The following is a 17,333-nucleotide window of genomic DNA, read 5'->3' as shown; positions in this document are numbered from 1 at the left end:
GGCCCGTCGGCGGAGGCCGAACTCGCCGCGCTGCGGCTGCCCGGCCCGGACGACCCGGGGCCGCGCGAGATCCGGCTCGACCCGCTCCGCTCCGTACTCGACCGCCGCCGCGAAGTGCTGCTGCAGCGCCTCGCGGCGTGCCACGTCCGCTACGGCGAACCCGTCGGGGTGGCCGGTACGGGCGACGGCACCGCGCTCACCACCCGCTGGAAGCTGGCGTGGACCCCGGCCGTGCCCGTACGACTCGACCTGGCCGGAGTGCGCGGAGTCACCCCCGCCCAGGCCGCCGAGGGAACCCTCCGCGAGGCCCACCGCCACGAGAGTGCCGCCACCTGCGCCCACGTCATCGCCGGGCTCCGGGCGGCCGCCCGCTGCGACCTGTCCGCCCTGGTCGGCGAACGCCTCGCCGATGCAGCCGACATGCTGCCCTCGGCCGCAACCCTCCCCGAACTCCTCGACGCAGTCGACCTGTTGGAGGCACTGCGCCGGGGCCACCTGCCCGGCGCCACACCCGAGCGTGAGCGGGACGTCGCCGAGCTGACCGACACCCTCCTCGAATCCGCCGTCCGCGCCCTGCCCGGACTGGCCGGCAGCGACCGGCCCGAGGACGCCGCCGCCCTGATCGCCCTCACCGCCCGCACCGGCGAACAACGCCTTGGTCTGCGCCTGGACGACGCCCTCGACACCCTCGCGCGCACCGGCTCCCCACTGATCCAGGGCGCCGCCCTGGCCGCCCGGGTCCTGCTCGACCTCGACGACGCAGCCGCCCTGGGCGCCCGCCTCGCCGGCTGGATCGACACCGCCGCCGACCCGGACGGACGCCGTCGCCTGACCCGGCTGCTCACCGGCCTGCTCGGCGCCACCGCGCCCCTCCTGGAAGCGGCCCCCGCCGCCCTGGACCCGCTGCTCGACCGCATCGAGACGCTCACCGACCAGGACTTCCTGGAGCGGCTGCCCGCCCTGCGCGGCGGCTTCGACACCCTCACCCCGGCCGGCCGCGGCCGACTCCTCGACACCGTCACCGAACGCCTCGGCGACCGGATCGACCCGACCCTCACCGCCCCACCCGAACTCCTCGCCACGTGGACGGCGGCCGACGCGGCCGGTCTCGCCGAGCTGACGGCACTCGGACTTCCCGTGCCGACCTTTGCGGCGGCTGCACCCGAACGCCTCGCACCGGCGCCGCGACCGGCGCCCGCGTCCCGACTCACCCCCGCCGACCGCTGGCGCCTGCTCCTCGGCCGGGAGACCGACCGGCTCCCCGGCCCGGCCCGCCGCTACGCGCACGCCCTCGACGAGTTGTACGGATCCGGCCGCGGCGAGGGTTCCGCGGACCTCGGCCAGGGCGGCGGAGGAGGCCAGGAGCCGTCCTTCCCGAGCGCCCGCGAATGGGGCGAGGAACTCACCGCCCTGTTCGGCGAGGAGGTCCGCGAGGAGGTCCTGGCGCGGGCCGCCGAGCACGGCCGTACCGACTTCCTCGCCGAGCTGGACCCCGCCGCCGTACGCCCGTCGGTCGAACTGCTCACTTCCGTGCTCTCCCTCGCCGGAGGCCTGCCCGAGCAGCGACTGGCCGCACTGCGCCCGCTCGTCCGCCGCCTGGTGGACGAGCTGGCCCGAGAGCTGGCCACCCGGCTGCGCCCGGCCCTGACCGGCCTGGCCACCCCGCGCCCGACCCACCGCCCCGGCGGGCGGCTCGACCTGCCCCGCACCCTGCGGGCCAACCTCGCCCACACCCACCGCCTGGACGACGGCCGGACCGTCGTCGTGCCCGAGCGGCCCGTGTTCGGCACACGTTCGCGCCGGGAGGCGGACTGGCGGCTGATCCTCGTGGTCGACGTGTCCGGCTCGATGGAGGCGTCCGTCGTCTGGTCCGCGCTCACCGCGGCCGTGCTCGGCGGAGTGCCCACCCTCTCCACCCACTTCCTCGCCTTCTCCACCCGGGTGATCGACCTGACGGACCGGGTGACGGACCCGCTGTCGCTGCTCCTGGAGGTGCAGGTCGGCGGCGGCACCCACATCGCGGCCGGCCTCGCCCACGCCCGCTCCCTGGTCACCGTGCCCAGCCGCACCCTGGTGGCGGTGGTCAGCGACTTCGAGGAGGGCTACCCGCTGGGCGGCCTCCTCGACGAGGTGTGCGCCCTCGCCGCCTCCGGCGTGCACCTGATGGGCTGCGCCGCCCTCGACGACACCGGCACGCCGCGCTACTCGGCGCCGATCGCCCGGCAACTCGTCGCCGCCGGCATGCCCGTCGCCGCCCTCAGCCCTCTCGCCCTCGCCCGCTGGGTGGGCGACCGCCTGCGCGGAGAACCCCGATGACCCCCATGAAGCCGCAACTCCCCCCGGTGGCGCCGGAAGTCGTCGCCGCCGCCGTCGAGGGGCTGACCGCCCGGCTCCGCAAGAAGCTGGACGCCGCGATCGAGTCGTACACGGCCCTTCCGGTGGGCGCCGAGGGCGTGGCCCGCAGGATCCGGTGCGGCGAGGACGCGGAGGTCACGCTCACACCGGGACCGTCCGGTGTGCTCACCGACGCCGAACAGGCCGTGTGCGACTGCCTGCTGGCGCCCCGGTGCCTGCACCGCGCGGCGATCCTGAGCGCGTGCCCGGTGGCGGAGACGGCAGCCGTCGCCGATGCCGATGAGGGTGCTGATGCCGGTGCCGGTGCCGGTGCCGAGCGCGAGGACGCGGCGGCCGGCGAGGAGCCCCCGACCGCCGAGGCGCCCCCTCCACCCACCCGTTCCCAGGTCACCGCCGCGACCGGACTCCGGGCGGCCGCCGCGGACGTACTGGCCGCAGGAGTTCCTGCCGCCGGAGCCGTACCGCAGGCCGAGCTGCTCCGGGCCGCCCACGCCGCCAGGCTCGCCGGGCTGCACCGGGCCGAGGCGGCGGCGTTGCGAGTCGTACGCGGTCTGCGTGCCGCCCGGGCCCGCGAGAACGGCCACCGACTGGCCGACTTGGTCGCCGCCCTGCGTGAACTCCTCCTCATCACACACCGGTTGGCCGCGGCCGACCCCGACCCGGCGCTGGTCGGCGCCGCCCGCCGCGCCTACCGTCCGGGCGGCGCGCTGAAGGTCCTCGGCGTCTGCCGGGAGCCGGTGATCAGCGCCACCGGCTACGGCGGTGTCCTCACCCACCTGGTCGGCGAGGACGGCCGCTGGTTCTCCGTCGCCGACGTCAAGCCCGGCGGCCCCGCCCGCGCCCGAGCCGCGGCCACGGCGACCGTCGCGCTCGGCTCCGGCGCTCTCGACCATGCGGGGCTGGCCCGCGGCGGCCTGCTGATCTCGGGCGCCACGATCTCGCCGGAGGGCCGCCTGGGCTCCGGCAGGGGCGTACGCGCCACGCCTCTCACTGGCCTGCCCTGGTCGTCCGGCCCGTCGGCCGCCTTGTTCGGTCGCCCCCTGCGCGAGACGGTCGCGGACCTGCTGACGGAGTCGCAGGGCACTGCTGCGGCGCTCATCGGCTGTGACCTGGTGGTCGTAGGGGCTGTGGGGGACGGCCTGCTGGCCCGCGAGCTGGGCCCGGATTCCGCGCAGGACGGCCCGTTGATCCGTCTGCTTCCCGCCCACAGCCACCCCGACCTCGCCCACGCCGCCAACCTCGCCCAGCTCGCCGCCCGCCCGGGCATCCGCGTCCGGACGGTGGGCCGCCTCGACCTGGACCGCGCCGCCACCCTGCGCCCCCTCGCGGTCGGCCCGGTACCGGACGCCGAGGCCACCCTGCGGCTGCCCGAGAACTGGCTGGGCCGCGCCGACCTCGGCTACGACCGCCTCCAAGGCGCGCACTTCCCGCCGTCGGACGCCCTCCCACCCGTGGCGGGGCCCGACGGCTCCCCGGCCGATCCGCTCGCCGACTCCCCGCTGTGGCGGATGCGCCGCCTCGTCGAACTCGCCGTCGCCGGAGGCCGCCGGGCGGTCGCCGAACCCGCCAGGGACGGCGACCGGCAGGGCAACGCGGCCGCCCTGCGCCGCGGCGGCTTCGCCACGATGGCCGACCTGGCCACCGCCCTCACCGTCGAGGCCGACTGCCGCACCCGCGACGCCTTCGGTCGCCTGAGCGACCCCGACGCCGACCGGTACGCCCTGGTCTGGCTCAGCGCGGCCGTCCATCTGGCGGGCGCGGAGCGGGCGTTGGTGAGGGCGACATGGTGAAGCGTCCACCGGGCAGCGTCGTCGGCGACCCCGCCGGGACTACTCCGCCAGCACCGCGGGGTCCACGAAGGCCGGGTCCCGAGGCGTGTTCGTGTGGAAGTCGCGCCCCGACTCCCAGTCCCAGGACTCCTCCTCCTCGCCCAGCCGCTCGATGACGTCGAAGAACCGGCTCTCGACCGGCCGCAGACCGGCCACGGTGTCCGTGAGATCCCGCTCGGGGACGAACCGCGCCTCGCTCTTGCCGACCGACAGCACCGCGAGCCACCCGTCGTCGTCGGCATCCCAGAGATTGCCGCCGGTCTCGGCCCAGAACAACACCGTCTCCTCGGCGCCCTCGGACTTGAACTCCCCGGCAGCGGCGAACATGAGCAAGGCGGTGTGGACGCTCCGCTCCCGATAGCCGAAATGGTACAGATAAGCCTCCAGCGCTCCGTCCCGATGCAGGAGTATGCAGCCGTCGCTGGATTCGCCGGAACAGGTGTCGTCGATCGCCGCGGAAAAGAACTCCCGGGGCGTGATCGCCTCATCCGATCCATCCCATTTCAGGTCCGCCCGACTACCGTTCCAGAACCATCCGTCGAACATGTCGGCCGGGTTGGCGATCCTGCTCGAACCGGGTGCCGGCGTGCTCAGCCATGCCTCGAAACCCTCCCGCGACATCGGGATACGGGTGGCGACCAGAAAAGTGTCCGACATGACAGGCCCTAGCCCTGCACGATGAGTCGGGCCTCGTCGAAGCGTAGGGCGGCGAGGTCCTCGGGGCGGATGAGCCAGTAGAGCGTGCCCTCCTCGCCCCACGCCGTCTTCGCGTCTGCGTCGCTGTCGAACTGGGCGAGCAGTGTCCAGCGTTCGGCTTCCTGGTCCAGGGGCTGGTCCCCCCATGCGTGCATGCCGCCGAGCGCCGCGTTCGCGATGTCGTACTCCACCGGCCCCTGGACGGGCACGGCGTGGCCGCCGACCTGGTGACCGATCCGGGTGCGCCGACGCCCGAAGGCACGGACGAACGGCTTGAGCTCAGCAGGGGTGTCGCGCGGGTGAGGCCAGTGCCGGGTGTCGCCGAGCAGGGCCTGCCGGGCCTGGGGCAGCCACAGGTCGGGGGCGCTCTGCTCGATGTCCGCGGTCAACTCCACCCGCGAGAACGCCTCCCGCTCCGGGGGCGCCTCCGTCGGGAAGACGGGGGTGTTCTCCGGGACGTACAACACCCGAGCCCCGGCCCGGGTTTTGGGGTCGTCGGCCGAGAAGAAGACGTCTTCGTCGACCCGACCGTCGAAAAGGAAGAAGAGCAGGATCCCGTCCCGCGGGAACTCCTCGGCCAGCCCCTCGCGGGGGAGTGCGGCACACCGCACCGAAGCGACGAAGGACAGGGGCCCGTGCCCGGGCCACGCCGGCCAGCCGACCCCTGCCGGAAGCTCCGGGCGCCCACCGAGGGCGGCCACGATCTGCTCGCCGTCCACCGCCCGGCGAAGGCGTGTGCAAGGCCGCAGGAGCGCTGTCCAGCGCTGGGCGAGATCGTCGGGAAGGTGCTCGGCGGCAAGCCGGGAGAACTGCTCATCGGTCATGCAGAGCATCATCTCCGCACCCGCTGACAACGCGGCGGTCCCCCGGGGTGAGTGAGGGGACCCCGTCCGCGGCCCTTGGCGTCCTGATGCGCGGAGCGGCGGAGGACGTCAGCGTCGAGGCGTGGTTCAACGAGCGGGTGTGGCCGATGGAGGTCAACCTCACCGCGGACGACGTCCGGCTGGACGCCGAGCTGGCGTGCGCCGAGATGCTGCTGTCCGGGGGCACCGCGTTCGCCGACCACTGCTTCCACGCCGAGCGCATCGCCGAGGCCGCCGTCGCCACCGGCATCCGCGCCGACATCGCCCCCACCTACTTCAGCAGCAGCGGCCGGAAGCCCTGGAGCGCGCCGCCGAGACCGCCGTAGCCCTGCACGGTGCGGGCGGCGGACGGGTCAGGGCGTCGCTGGGGCCGCACGCGCCGTACACCGTGGACGACGACCAGACCCGGATCGCCGATCTGGCCCGGGAGACGGGGCTGCGCGTCCACGTCGGATCGTCACCGCCATGGAAGACCCCCTCTACCAGGACGGCGACGACCCCACCCCCGCCCACGGCGCCCTGACCCGCCTCACCGTCCACGACGCCCGCACAGGACGACCGATCGCGCAGTACGCCTCCCCCCTCGAACCGCTCTTCGTCGCGCCACCGACGGGCAGCACCGACACCAACGGAGTCAACGACCTCGTCGCACTGGGCCACGACCGGTTCCTGCTGCCCGGATGTTCCAAAGCGACCCCGAACCGCACTACTCCTTCGGCTTCGGACAAGCGGGACGGGGGTGTACGAGCCGGTCGGCTCGCGTGCGTGTATCGCGAACTCGCCTACTGGCAAAGGAAGTTGAGTCGGAACCCGGTCGTCTGGACCATGGGTTCGCCGGAGTGGGTCGTCAAGATCAATGCAAGCCTTTTCCCTTCCCCGCCTTCGGGTGGTGGTGGACTGTGCCGAATGAATATGGCGTTGCCGTGCGGAAGTCGGCTGTGCGTCACCTGTGGCCGCTGATCTGCGGACACGCCCTACTGCGGCCGTACCGGGCAACCGGTTTAGCCTCTTGGATTCTCACGTTCCGCAGATTGGCCCATTACTGACAGTGCAGCCTTGACCTTGGGTAACTCATACTGAGTCGGCGCGACGACACGGAGTTCCTGTCGCGTGCCGGACCGCAAAACGACTAGGAAACGCGGCGCCACTGACCAGGCGCCGCCGAGGTTCACGCGGCCATCGCGTTCACTCACGCCACTCCGGTGGCCGACGTGTGCCCACGATGCCCTGGGAGGGGAAACAGTATGAGGACTTCACGCCTGAGAGCGCTCTCCGGTGTCCTTGCCGCCGGCGCGCTCATCGCCGGCCTGGCCGGTTCGACGGCGCAGGCAGCGGAGAGCACCAAGACCGCCGCCCCGGCGGAGATCGGCATCCGGTTCAACCCGGACGGCGATGCCGGGCAGTGCGGGGGGCTGTCGGGGCAGCAGTGGGGCCGCAGCCCTGACTTCACCCGGGCGATCCGATTCGACACCGACAACCGCTCGGGCGGCTGTCAGCTGTCCTTCGGCATCTTCGACCCGGACAACACCCTCTCGGGCGCGTCCATCAGCTACGCCTTCCGGCCCAGTGCCGGTGGCGACGCGGGGCAGTGCGGAAACCCGGGCACGTTCCAGATGCCGATCCAGCGGTTCAAGACCTTCGGGTCCCAGGTCCGGGTCGACACCGACGGCAGGCCGGGCTTCTGCAACCTCACCTTCGCCGTCTCGGGCCGCTCCGACGTCATCCTCGAGGTGAGGTACTTCGCGGACGGCGACGGCAGCCAGTGTCTGAACTCCCTGCCCTCGGACCAGAACCACACGGCGTTCGCGGGCAGCCCGGTGACCATCGGCATCGACACCGACAACCGCTCCGGCGGCTGCCAGATGCAGCTGCGGCTGCAGAAGGTCTAGCCAGCCGGTGTGATGCGCCAGAAATTCTGAGGGTTGGTTGCTGCCTTCTTTTCGTGGCGCACCGTGGTCCTGCCGCTGTGGAGATCGTTCTTTCCGAGGACGAGCGTGTAGAGCTTGTGCGCCGGGCCGGGCTGCCGGACCGGCGCACGGCTGAGCGGGTCCGGATCATCCTGGCGTGCGCTGCGGGAATGTCGAATGCGGGTGTTGCGCAGGCGAATGGCGCCGGTGTGAAAGGCGGTGCGCAACTGGCGCGGGAAGTTCGCCGCTGAGCTGCCGGCGGGGTTTGAGGACGAGGGGTCCCTCGGGCGGCCGTGGTCTGAACTGTTCCTGACCGAGGGCGAGAAGGGCGGCAGCCGTTCCTCGTCCCCCGCCGCCGACGTCGGCCCGGCCGGCGCATGTCGCCCTCCCCGCCTGTCAGCTGACGGGGGAGAACCTCCTGCGCGGCGCGGTGCGGTGGATCGGGCCCGTGCCGCGGGACAGGGGCAGGCCCGAGCCCCCGCCGACGTGAGCGATGATCTCCGCGGTGATGGACACCGCCGTCTCCTCGGGTGTGCGCGCACCGAGGTCCAGGCCGATGGGGGAGCGCAGCCGGGCCAACTGCTCCTCGCCCACGCCTTCTTCGCGCAGCAGGCGCAGGCGCTCGTCGTGGGTACGCCGGGATCCCATGGCGCCGACGTAGCCGACGGGCAGGTCCAGCGCCAGACGCAGCAGGGGGACGTCGAACTTCGCGTCGTGAGTGAGGACGCACACGGCGGTACGAGAGTCCACCTCGGTGCGTTCCAGGTAACGGTGGGGCCAGCTGGTCACGACCTCGTCCGCGTACGGAAAGCGTTCCGCGGTGGCGAAGACGGGCCGGGCGTCGCACACCGTGACCCGGTAGCCCAGGAAGGCCCCGGCGCGGCTGAGCGCGGCGGCGAAGTCCACGGCGCCGAAGACCAGCATGCGCGGGCGGGACGCCTGGACGTGCACGAGGACGGACAGCGGCCCGGGGCAGTCCGGTCCGCTCCCGCCGAGCGCGACGCGGGCGGTGCGCCCCGCCCGTAGCAGGGCGAGGGCCTCGTCCGCCACCATGGCGTCCGCCGAGCCGTCGTCCAGCGTCCCGGAGACGACCCGGCCGTCCCCGAGGACGCCGAGCGTCGCGCCGAGGAGGCCGGCCGGTCCGTCCACGACCTGGGCCACGGCGACGGGCAGACCCTGCACGGCCTCGTCGAGAGCCGCGGCGAGGTGCGGCCGCGCCGCGGCGCCGACGGTCTGGACGAGGACGACGAGTTCGCCGCCGCACGTCAGGCCCACCGCGAAGGCGTCGTCGTCGGAGAACCCGAACCAGGCACGGTGAGGGGCGCCCCCTTCGCGAAGCGCCTGCCGGCACAAGTCGTAGACCGCGCCCTCGACGCAGCCGCCGGAGACGCTGCCGACCGCGTTGCCGTCCGCGTCCACCGCCATGGCCGTACCGAGGGGCAAGGGTGTGCTGCCGCGGACGTCGACGACGGTGGCCAGGGCGAAGGGGCGTGCGTCGCGGCACCAGCGGAGCAGTGTCTGCGCGATGTTCAGCATGGGCCTGTCTCCGTGGAGGTGAGGGGTGGGCCGCCGCACCGCCGGGGAAGCGTCACGACGGTGCGGCGGCCGGACAAGGGCGGCAGCGGCCGGAAGGGGAGACGGGCCGCCGCCGGGGGCCCGCAGCTGTCGGGTCTCTCACCAGGGAGGAGTGACCGGCGGGGACGGCGGTTCCGGCGGAGACGAGGAATCGTCCCCGCTCCACCCCTTGGTGACGCCGTCGAAGGCGCCCCTGAGGAAGCGCACCAGGCTCCGCAGCAACCGCTTCACCGCTCGGCCTCCGATCCCGGCCGGCGCGCCGTCGAGGGAGGCGACCCCGGCGCCGGACGGGAGTCCCGCTCCGCCATCGTGAGAACGACCCGGTCCGCGTCCAGGGGCAGGTGGTACGGCTGCACTCCCAGGAGGTCCCGGAGAGCCGAGCCGATGGCCGCCGGCGGGATGATCACCGGCGGCTCGCCCAGGCCCTTGGCTCCGAACGGTCCGGTGCGCGACTGGTTCGTCTCGATGAAGACGGTCTCGATGCACGGCGGTACGTCGGCGATGGTCGGAAGCCGGTAGTCGTGGAAGTTGCCGTTGACGACGACTCCCAGGCCGTTCGTCCTGAGGTTCTCCGTCAGGGCGTAGCCGATGCCCTGCACGACGCCCCCCTCGACCTGTCCGCGCGCGCCGACGGGGTTGACGACCCTGCCGACGTCATGGACGGCGATGACGTTGAGGACGTCGACGCGTCCGGTCTCCTCGTCCAGGGCGATCTCCACGCCGTGGCAGTGGAAGGTGGGCTCGCCCAGTCTGAGGAAGCGGGCGCCCTGCAGATCGGAGCCTTCGACGGGGGCGAGCTCTGCCCGGTAGCGACCGGTCGCGACCACCGGGCCGGAATGCAGGTGGGCGGACGCGGACACCTCGGCGATGGTCAGGCCGGTCTGCGGTGCGTCCTTGACCTCGACGCGCCCTTCGCGGAGCACCAGGTCGGCCGCGTCGACGTCGAGCAGTCGTGACGCCTCGTTCCTGATCTGCTCGGCGACGCCGCGAGCGGCGAGGACCGTGGCGTTGCCGGCGGCGAACATGGTGCGGCTGCCGCGGGAGCCTGAGTCGTAGGGGGAGTCCCGGGTGCTGCCGGACTTCAGGATGACGTGCTCGGGCCGCAGGCCGAGCTCTTCGGCGACCATGCTCGGCAAGGCGGTCGAGATGGCGCCGGTCCCGATCTCGGTTCCGCCCGAGGAGAGCGTCGCGGTGCCGTCCTCGTGCAGTTCGACGGTCGCGGCCGACGGCGTGCCGAGGGTGGACCACCATGCGCAGGCGAGCCCGTAACCGCGTCGCCTGCGGTCGCCCGGGGCGACGTCGGCCTGCCGCCACTGCTGGAGGCGGCTCTCGACGACCCGCATGCACTCCTCGGTCGTCCCGCGCAGGGTGATGAGCTCGCCCGTGGGGCCGCGGTCGCCTTCGCCGATGAAGTTGCGTCGTCGGACCTCCGCGGGGTCCAGTCCGAGCCGTTCGGCGATGTCCTCGATCTGCGCCTCGACGGCGTAGACCATCTGCGGGCCCGACGGGCCGCGGAACGAGCCGGTCGGGCAGGTGTGGGTGTAGACCGCACGCCCTCGCACGTCGAGGGCGTCGATGCGGTAGGGGCCGGTCGCGTAGAACGCGGCCATCGAGGTCAGGACGGGGGTGTCCATCGCGTACGCGCCGGCGTCGAGCACGACGTCGCACCTGCGGGCCAGGATGCGGCCCGACGCGTCGACCGCGCTGGACATCCGCACGATCGAGTTCTCGCGCGGGTTGCCGGTCGCCATGTCCTCGGCGCGGGAGCAGACGATCTGGACGGGACGACCCGTGGCCAGGGTCATCGCGGCCGCCTGGGGCGCGAACAGCAGGTGCAGCTTGCCGCCGAAGCCGCCGCCGACGGCGGGCGCCCGCACCTCGACGGCGCCGGTGGGGACGTCGAACAGCTCAGCGAGCTGGGCGCGCACGCCGAAGGGCTGCTGGGTGCTCATGATCAGCGAGAACCCGCCGGGTGCGGGCACGGCGGTCACGGCCCGTGGTTCCAGGTAGGCCTGGTGCGCCCGGTGCGACTCGATCTCGGTGTGCACCACGGCGTGCGCCGTGCGGAAGACGGCGTCGACGTCGCCCCGCGAGATGCGGACGTCCTCGACGACGTTCGTGTCCGTGTCGTGCACCAGTGCGTCGGCGCTCGTCAGCGCCTCGCGGAGGTCGACGACGGGCGGGGTCGCCTCGATGTCGAGCTCGACCAGGGCTGCCGCTCGGCGGGCGACGGCCAGGGAGGTGGCCGCGACCATCGCGACGGGTTCGCCGACGAACCTGACCCGGTCACGGGCGAAGATCGGCTGGTCCTTGACGTAGTTCCCGTAGCGGCGGTCGGTCACGTCCTCGGCCGTCAGCACCTTGACGACGCCTTCCAGCGCCGCCGCCCGGTGGACGTCGACGCCGCGGAGCAGTCCGGCCGCGACGGGCGACTGCACGAGGACGCCGTGGAGCATCCCCGGGAGGCGGATGTCCTCGGTGTAGGCGGTGCGGCCGGTGAGGCGCTCGAGCGCGTCGCGGCGGACGAGCTGGGCGCCGATGTTCAGGTGGCGAGCGGATTCTCGTGCGCTCATCGCGCTGCCCTGCTCGCCCGCCGGACGGCGTCCAGGATCGGCAGGTAGCCGGTGCAGCGGCACAGATTGCCGGCGAGCGCTTCCTTGACGTCCTCGTCGGTGGCCGCTCCCGGTTCGGTCCTGGCGAGCAGCGCACAGGTCGACATGATGATTCCCGGGGTGCAGAAGCCGCACTGGACGGCGTCCGCCTTCAGGAACTCCTCGACGACGACCGCGCCGATCCCGCTCGCGGTGACGCCTTCGACCGTCTCGACCGAGTGTCCCTCGCATTCCCGTGCGTACACGAGGCAGCTGTTGACCGCTTCGCCGTCGACGGTGACGGTGCACGCGCCGCAGTCGCCGGTGCCGCATCCGAGCTTCGCGCCGGTGAGGCCGCACTCGTACCGCAGGGCGTCCAGGAGCAGTGTGTCGGGCGCGACCGCGATGTCGTGGTCCGAGCCGTTGACCCGCAGGGTCATGCGTGTGGTCATCGTGGGTGTCCTTCTCGCGCACGCTCGAGCGCGATGCCGATCGCGCGCTTCGCGAGCACTGGTAGCACGGTGCGCCGGTGGGCGCGTGAGCCTCGGCCGTCGTCGATGGGGGTGGCCGTGTCGAGCACCAGCCGGGCGGCGGCCTCGACGGAGGGTTCGTCCAACTCGGTCCCGACGAGCGCCTCGGCGGCGGCGGGAGCCAGCACAGGGGTCGCCGCGGCGGCGCCGAGCGCCACGCGGGCGGCCACGCAGCGGCCGTTCTCGATCTCCAGATGGGCGGCCACGCCGACGACGGCCAGATCCATCGCGAGACGGTAGGTGAAGCGCAGATACGCGGAGGCGCCGCGGGACGCGGGAACGATGATCCGGGTGAGCAGCTCGTCGGGTGCGCGGACCGTCCGGCCCGGCCCGGTGAAGAAGTCGTGCGCCGGCACCAGCCGTGTCCCGGCGGTGGAGGCGAGCTCCAGCCGAGCGCCTGCCGCCAGAACCCCGGGGAGGGTGTCGCCCGCCGGCGAGGCCCGGCAGACGTTGCCCCCGACGGTTCCGCGTGCACGGGTCTGCCAGCCGCCGACGAGCGCCGCTCCGTCGGTGATCGCGCCGGGCGGCACGACGGTCGTGGCGGCCAGCTCCCGCAAGGAGGTGGCGGCGCCGATGGTGAGCGTCCCGTCCGCGTCGAGACGGATCCCTCGCAGTTCGGCGACGCCCTTGAGGTCGACGATGTCGTGCGCGCGGTCGACCGCCCCGTCGGCGCGCATCACGACGAGGTCGGTGCCGCCGGCGAGCACCGAAGCCGGTCGGCGGTGCAGCAGGTCCAGGAGTTCGGAAAGGGTGTCCGGGCGCCTGTAGCTGCCGACGGCTGGCTCGGACATCTCCGTGCTCCTTGTCATGGCTCCTGCGTCGGGACCGTGAGCGTCCCGGCGTTGCGTGTTCGGCATGTCGATTCCAGCGGCGCGCGTTGCGCGACCGTGGTCAGTTCCCGGCCTGCGCGCGGACCGAAGCGGCCAGCGCGACGACCGCTCCGAGGTAGCCGTGGTGGCGCAGACCCATGACGGTGGCGTCGCACGACCGGGTGAACGTGGAGAGGTGCCCGGTCGCGAAGATGTTGGCGAAATGCACCTCGACGAACGGTCTGCCGGTCTCCTCCAGCGCGATGCGGGTCGGGTCGCCGAATGCCCAGAGGCCGCCGGGGTTGATGATGTAGCCGTCCATGTCCGGGTGGCTCTCGAGAAAGTCGACGAGGTCGCCTTCGTGGTTGGAGTGGAAGGCGCTCACGTCGGCGCCGACGGCGTCCCCCACCTCGGTGACCAGGTCCTCGAGCGCCTGCAGGGAGGCGATGCTCCCGTAGATGTTGCGGTCGCGCCGGCCGAGGTTGGTCATGTTCAGGCCGTTGAGCAGCGCGAAACGGAGGCGTCTGCCGCCCGCGGCGCCTGCGGTGTCCGAGGCGCTCGCGGTGTCCGCGGTGTCTGCGTTGGTCATCTGTTGCCTCCGGGTCAGCCGTAGAGGGAGCGAGGGTTGCCGTGCGAGCGGTTGATCTCGCTCGTGCCTTCGGGGTTGAGGAAGTCGAGGTCGTCGAGCGCGAGGGAGAGGGCCACCAGGGCTCCCAGGACCGCGTGCCGGTCGGGCCCGGCGAAGATGCCGGTGACGCTGGGGGCGAAGATCGACTCGCCTCGCAGCTCCTCCTGGCTCAGGTGCAGCTCGACGACGGGCTTCTTGGCGTCCTTGAGGACGTGCCGCAGGGACTCGCCGACGCGCACCAGGCCGCCGGGGTTCACGAGGAACCCGTTCACCTGGCCGGCGTTCGCGTGCACGTACTCCAGCAGCTTGCCCTCGTGGTTGGACTGGAAGTGCCGGACCGCGATCCCGAGGCTGTCGCCCCACGTCCGCAGTTGACGCTCGAACTCGTCGGCAGGCTGGAACTGCCGGGTGGTGTTGGGGCCGCTCAGCACGGCGATCTCCCACCGCTGGTCGGTCGTACGGAGTTTCTTCAGGTCCACGGCGTGTCCTTTGCGCATCGGGGAGAGTCAGGACCGTTGGGTCACGAGCCGGGCTGGGGCCGGGGTGTTGCGGGAACGCAGCGCTCGGACCTCGCCGTCGATGACGACGCCGCCGATGCCGGGGACGTCCCCGCGTTCGATGGCGGCGAGCGCGTCGGTGGCGACGCCTCCGCCGGGAGGCTGCATGAGCACGAAGTCGGCGGGGCGGCCGATCGCGATGACGCCCTCGTCGCGGCGAAGCACCCGGCCGCCGTTCCCGGTGGCGAGCGCGAGGGCGTCCGTGGCGCTGAGGCCGCCGAGAGAGGAGAACTCGGCGACCGTCTTGATCATGCCGAGCGGCATCACACCGGTCCCGGTGGGGGAGTCGGTGGCGATCAGGATGCGGTCGAGCTCGTCGCGCTCCTTGGCGATCTCGAGCATCAGCAGGCTGGAGCGCAGGTTGCCGGCCTGCACCAGCTGCAGAGCTCCGGGAGCCTCGAAGACGGCCTCGAGGTGCTCGTCGGGAAGGGAGGTCGTGCCGCCGTTCGCATGGCCGACGATGTCGCAGCCGAGCGCGATGACGTCGTCGAGCGAGACGGCCGCGGACCCGGGAACGGAGGCGCCGCCCGTGTGGTTCATGACGATGAACCCGGCGGCCTGGGCCGCGCGTACCAGCGGGGCCGCCTCCGCCTGGCTCTCGAAGGCGCCGAATCCCACCTTCGCGAGGCCCACGCGCTCGGCGGCGAGTTCCGCGAAGTCCTCCTCCCGCAGGGAGGGGCTGATGATGACCGAGCCGCCGAGCACCTTGACACCGCCCGGACGGACGTTCTCCCAGGATCGCTGCGCCGCGATCGCGAGGCCCTTGAGGCCGGCGCGGTCGCTGGGGCGTCCGGGGACGTGGATCTCGGAGGCCGACATCATCAGGGTCGTGCCGCCGTGCATGTAGCTCTCGATCCAGCCGACGGTCTGCTGTCGGGGGGTCCAGTCGCCGAAGGTGACGTGCACATGGGTGTCGATGAGGCCCGGGGTGAGGATCGCGCCGTTGGCGTCGAGGGTGACGTCGGCGTCGCCGGGCGCACCGTCGACGCCGAGCGCCGCGATCCGCCCGTCGACGCAGCGGACCGACTCGATCTCCATGAGCGGGTCGCCGAGCCGGCCGCTGACGGCGCCGGCGAGATTGACGATGTCGAGAGTGCTCACGACGTCCCCCGGTTCTTGAATTCCTCGACGGTCAAGCCGCCGACGCGGTCGTTGAGCCGGCCGCGGGAGGAGACGGCCACGATGACGGCCACCTCGTCCGCGAGCGGTGCGTCGGGGACGAACAGCGTCATGGCGTCGTAGTGCGAGCGGACCCAGATCTCGTCCTTGTAGGCGAGGGGGACGTCGACCTGCACCCCGGGGCCGCAGCGCTTGCTGACCGAGGAGATCCACGCCTCGCCGCCCACCGCGTCGCGGACGCCCCTGCCGAACTCGCCGATCTTGTGGGCGACGCCATGCTCGATCTCACCGTCGACGCCCACGAGGGACGCCTTGCCGTAGCCCTCGACCTCGAGTCCCAGGGTTTCGGCGGCGGTGGCGGCCAAGAGGCGCCCGAGCTCGTAGTTGTCGTCGGTGATGCGCGCGAGGTCGTGGGAGTAGGGCAGGCCGGCGTAGGGATTGCTCAGCACGGCGATCGCGGCCGCCTTGACGAGAGGCCGGTCTGCCTCCTGGCCGCCCTCGGACCGGGTCTCTTCCCGGACGCTGAGGATCTTGCGGATCCGCATGGTCATCGTTCTTCCTCCAACAGTCCTGCCGACTTGAACCACTGAGCGGGGTCGATGTCTCGAAAGATCACGTGCACCGTGTCCGGACGCGCGTCGCCGATCTCCACGAAGGCCTCGCAGATCGCGCGCGCGAGCTTCTCCTTCTGCTCGCGCGAGCGCCCCTCGTACCAGGTCACATCCACCAGAGGCACAGCGCTCTCCCGTCCCGACGGGCACCCGGCGCGGCCGGGTCGCAGACCGAACAGATCCCCTTGACCGGCGCTTCGCCGTCGGCCCGGCCCGCCCCTGTGCGCCCGGCGAGCGGCGTCGTCTCCATGGGAGGCACCTCAGCTCTCCTTCCACGGCACGCCGCCGGCGTAGGTGTTGTAGGAAATGCCGACGAGGCTGCCGCTGTCGACCGGCAACAGCACCCCGGTGATGGCCCGCGCTCGGGGCGAGGCGAGGAACGCGATCGCCTCCGCGACGTCCTCCGGCTCCGGAAGATAGTCCAGGGCGTGCACCGCCATGATCTTGCTCATGTCCCGCTCGCCGGCATCGATCGCCGCGCGCAGCGGGGGCGTCATGACGTGAGTGGGACCGACGCTGTTGACCCGGATGTGGAATCGCCCGAGCTCGGCGGCCAGCAGTTGGGTGAGGCGCTCGATGGCGACCTTGCCCGGGTTGTACGCGGGCAGCGGCATGGGCAGCCGGCTGTGGATCGAGCCGAGCGTGATGATCGACCCCTTTCGCCGCGGCACCATGAACCGCGCGAACGACTGGCAGGCATGGACCGTGCCGAAATAGTTGACTCGCCACATTCGCTCGTGCGCAGGCATGTTCATTTCCAGAACGGCCTCGCTGTCGGGAGTAAGCCCGGCAGACGTCACCAGAACCTCCGCCGCGCCCATTTCGGTGGCCACCGCCGCCGCCGTGTCCTCGACCGCGGAAGCATCGGACACATCGCACCCGTAGAAACGCGCGCGGTGTCCTGACGCGACCAGGTCCTTGACGACTCGTTCGCCGGCGTCGCGGTCGACGTCCACCACCGCGATGTCGTAACCGTCGGCGGCCAGGCGTCGCGCCGCGGCCTCTCCAAGGCCGCTCGAGCCGCCCGTGACCGCAGCCACCTGGGAATTCATGCACATTCTCCTTTCGTCAAGGGAGGTTCGACGAGCGCCGATCGGGGACGGACGGCGAAGGACCGTCCGAAGCCCGCACACCCTCGGACCGCGATCACGACGGTGTCCCGGCCGGAGGGGAGACGACCGAGCCCGCACAGCGCCGCCCCCGCGGCTGCCGACGAGATCGACGCCGCGGCCCTCGGCCGGCTCAGCCGGTCCCTCGTCCGGG

The 17,333-nt window shown here is 72.5% G+C and carries 18 protein-coding genes; 5 read left to right on the top strand and 13 right to left on the bottom strand.

Annotated features, from left to right (window positions below):
* Both ABT300_RS31380 and ABT300_RS31375 read left to right on the top strand, forming a co-directional pair.
* A partial coding sequence (locus ABT300_RS31380; RefSeq protein WP_351682804.1) for a DUF5682 family protein occupies positions 1-2,316 on the top strand: 2,316 nt, incomplete at its 5' end.
* A gap of 5 nt (positions 2,317-2,321) precedes the next feature.
* Positions 2,322-4,145, top strand: coding sequence for a hypothetical protein (locus ABT300_RS31375; protein ID WP_351682809.1), 1,824 nt, complete (start codon positions 2,322-2,324; stop codon positions 4,143-4,145).
* A 39-nt stretch (positions 4,146-4,184) separates the two neighbouring features.
* Here the strand turns inward: ABT300_RS31375 and ABT300_RS31370 are convergent, their stop codons facing one another.
* A complete protein-coding gene (locus ABT300_RS31370) occupies positions 4,185-4,805 on the bottom strand; it encodes a hypothetical protein (RefSeq protein ID WP_351682802.1) in 621 nt (206 codons plus the stop codon).
* Positions 4,806-4,849: 44 nt separating this feature from the next.
* Positions 4,850-5,704, bottom strand: coding sequence for a YwqG family protein (locus ABT300_RS31365; protein ID WP_351682799.1), 855 nt, complete (start codon positions 5,702-5,704; stop codon positions 4,850-4,852).
* Positions 5,705-5,751: 47 nt separating this feature from the next.
* On the opposite strand from ABT300_RS31365, the gene ABT300_RS31360 reads away from it, so the two are divergent.
* From ABT300_RS31360 to ABT300_RS31350, 3 genes are all read left to right on the top strand, one after another.
* Positions 5,752-6,069, top strand: coding sequence for a hypothetical protein (locus ABT300_RS31360; RefSeq protein WP_351682796.1), 318 nt, complete (start codon positions 5,752-5,754; stop codon positions 6,067-6,069).
* 139 nt (positions 6,070-6,208) lie between these two features.
* Positions 6,209-6,703 carry an esterase-like activity of phytase family protein gene (locus ABT300_RS31355; protein ID WP_351682793.1) on the top strand — a complete coding sequence of 165 codons (495 nt, stop codon included), beginning with the start codon at positions 6,209-6,211 and terminating at the stop codon, positions 6,701-6,703.
* A gap of 284 nt (positions 6,704-6,987) precedes the next feature.
* Positions 6,988-7,632 (top strand): hypothetical protein, encoded by a 645-nt coding sequence (locus ABT300_RS31350; RefSeq protein ID WP_351682790.1) that lies wholly within the window; start codon positions 6,988-6,990, stop codon positions 7,630-7,632.
* Here the strand turns inward: ABT300_RS31350 and ABT300_RS31345 are convergent.
* From ABT300_RS31345 to ABT300_RS31295, 11 genes are all read right to left on the bottom strand, one after another.
* Positions 7,629-7,877, bottom strand: coding sequence for a hypothetical protein (locus ABT300_RS31345; protein WP_351682788.1), 249 nt, complete (start codon positions 7,875-7,877; stop codon positions 7,629-7,631). The two genes, ABT300_RS31350 and ABT300_RS31345, sit on opposite strands and share 4 nt — an antisense overlap.
* Positions 7,878-8,046: 169 nt before the next feature.
* Positions 8,047-9,186: an XdhC family protein gene (locus ABT300_RS31340; protein ID WP_351682785.1), complete on the bottom strand. Its 1,140-nt coding sequence runs from the start codon at positions 9,184-9,186 to the stop codon at positions 8,047-8,049.
* A 266-nt stretch (positions 9,187-9,452) separates the two neighbouring features.
* A complete protein-coding gene (locus tag ABT300_RS31335) occupies positions 9,453-11,798 on the bottom strand; it encodes a xanthine dehydrogenase family protein molybdopterin-binding subunit (protein WP_351682782.1) in 2,346 nt (781 codons plus the stop codon).
* The gene (locus ABT300_RS31330) at positions 11,795-12,268 is read right to left on the bottom strand and encodes a (2Fe-2S)-binding protein (RefSeq protein WP_351682779.1); all 474 of its coding nucleotides are present in this window, start codon (positions 12,266-12,268) and stop codon (positions 11,795-11,797) included. Before ABT300_RS31330 ends, ABT300_RS31335 begins: the two co-directional genes overlap by 4 nt.
* A complete protein-coding gene (locus tag ABT300_RS31325) occupies positions 12,265-13,137 on the bottom strand; it encodes an FAD binding domain-containing protein (RefSeq protein ID WP_351682776.1) in 873 nt (290 codons plus the stop codon). The genes ABT300_RS31330 and ABT300_RS31325 overlap by 4 nt, the downstream gene beginning before the upstream one ends.
* A 100-nt stretch (positions 13,138-13,237) precedes the next feature.
* Positions 13,238-13,744 carry a type II 3-dehydroquinate dehydratase gene (locus tag ABT300_RS31320; RefSeq protein WP_351682773.1) on the bottom strand — a complete coding sequence of 169 codons (507 nt, stop codon included), beginning with the start codon at positions 13,742-13,744 and terminating at the stop codon, positions 13,238-13,240.
* Between the two features lie 14 nt (positions 13,745-13,758).
* A complete protein-coding gene (locus ABT300_RS31315) occupies positions 13,759-14,262 on the bottom strand; it encodes a type II 3-dehydroquinate dehydratase (protein ID WP_351682770.1) in 504 nt (167 codons plus the stop codon).
* Between the two features lie 27 nt (positions 14,263-14,289).
* The gene (locus tag ABT300_RS31310; protein ID WP_351682767.1) at positions 14,290-15,441 is read right to left on the bottom strand and encodes an amidohydrolase family protein; all 1,152 of its coding nucleotides are present in this window, start codon (positions 15,439-15,441) and stop codon (positions 14,290-14,292) included.
* Complete coding sequence (locus ABT300_RS31305; protein WP_351682764.1) at positions 15,438-16,010, bottom strand: amino acid synthesis family protein; 573 nt, start codon at positions 16,008-16,010, stop codon at positions 15,438-15,440. Before ABT300_RS31305 ends, ABT300_RS31310 begins: the two co-directional genes overlap by 4 nt.
* A complete protein-coding gene (locus ABT300_RS31300) occupies positions 16,007-16,240 on the bottom strand; it encodes a tautomerase family protein (RefSeq protein WP_351682806.1) in 234 nt (77 codons plus the stop codon). Before ABT300_RS31300 ends, ABT300_RS31305 begins: the two co-directional genes overlap by 4 nt.
* A gap of 90 nt (positions 16,241-16,330) precedes the next feature.
* The gene (locus ABT300_RS31295) at positions 16,331-17,122 is read right to left on the bottom strand and encodes an SDR family NAD(P)-dependent oxidoreductase (protein ID WP_351682761.1); all 792 of its coding nucleotides are present in this window, start codon (positions 17,120-17,122) and stop codon (positions 16,331-16,333) included.
* Positions 17,123-17,333: the final 211 nt, after the last annotated feature.

Source organism: Streptomyces sp. NPDC001027 (assembly GCF_040299045.1).
Classification (GTDB): Bacteria; Actinomycetota; Actinomycetes; order Streptomycetales; family Streptomycetaceae; genus Streptomyces.
Note: the sequence above shows the minus strand (reverse complement) of the source record. Positions and strands in the feature narration are given on the sequence as shown.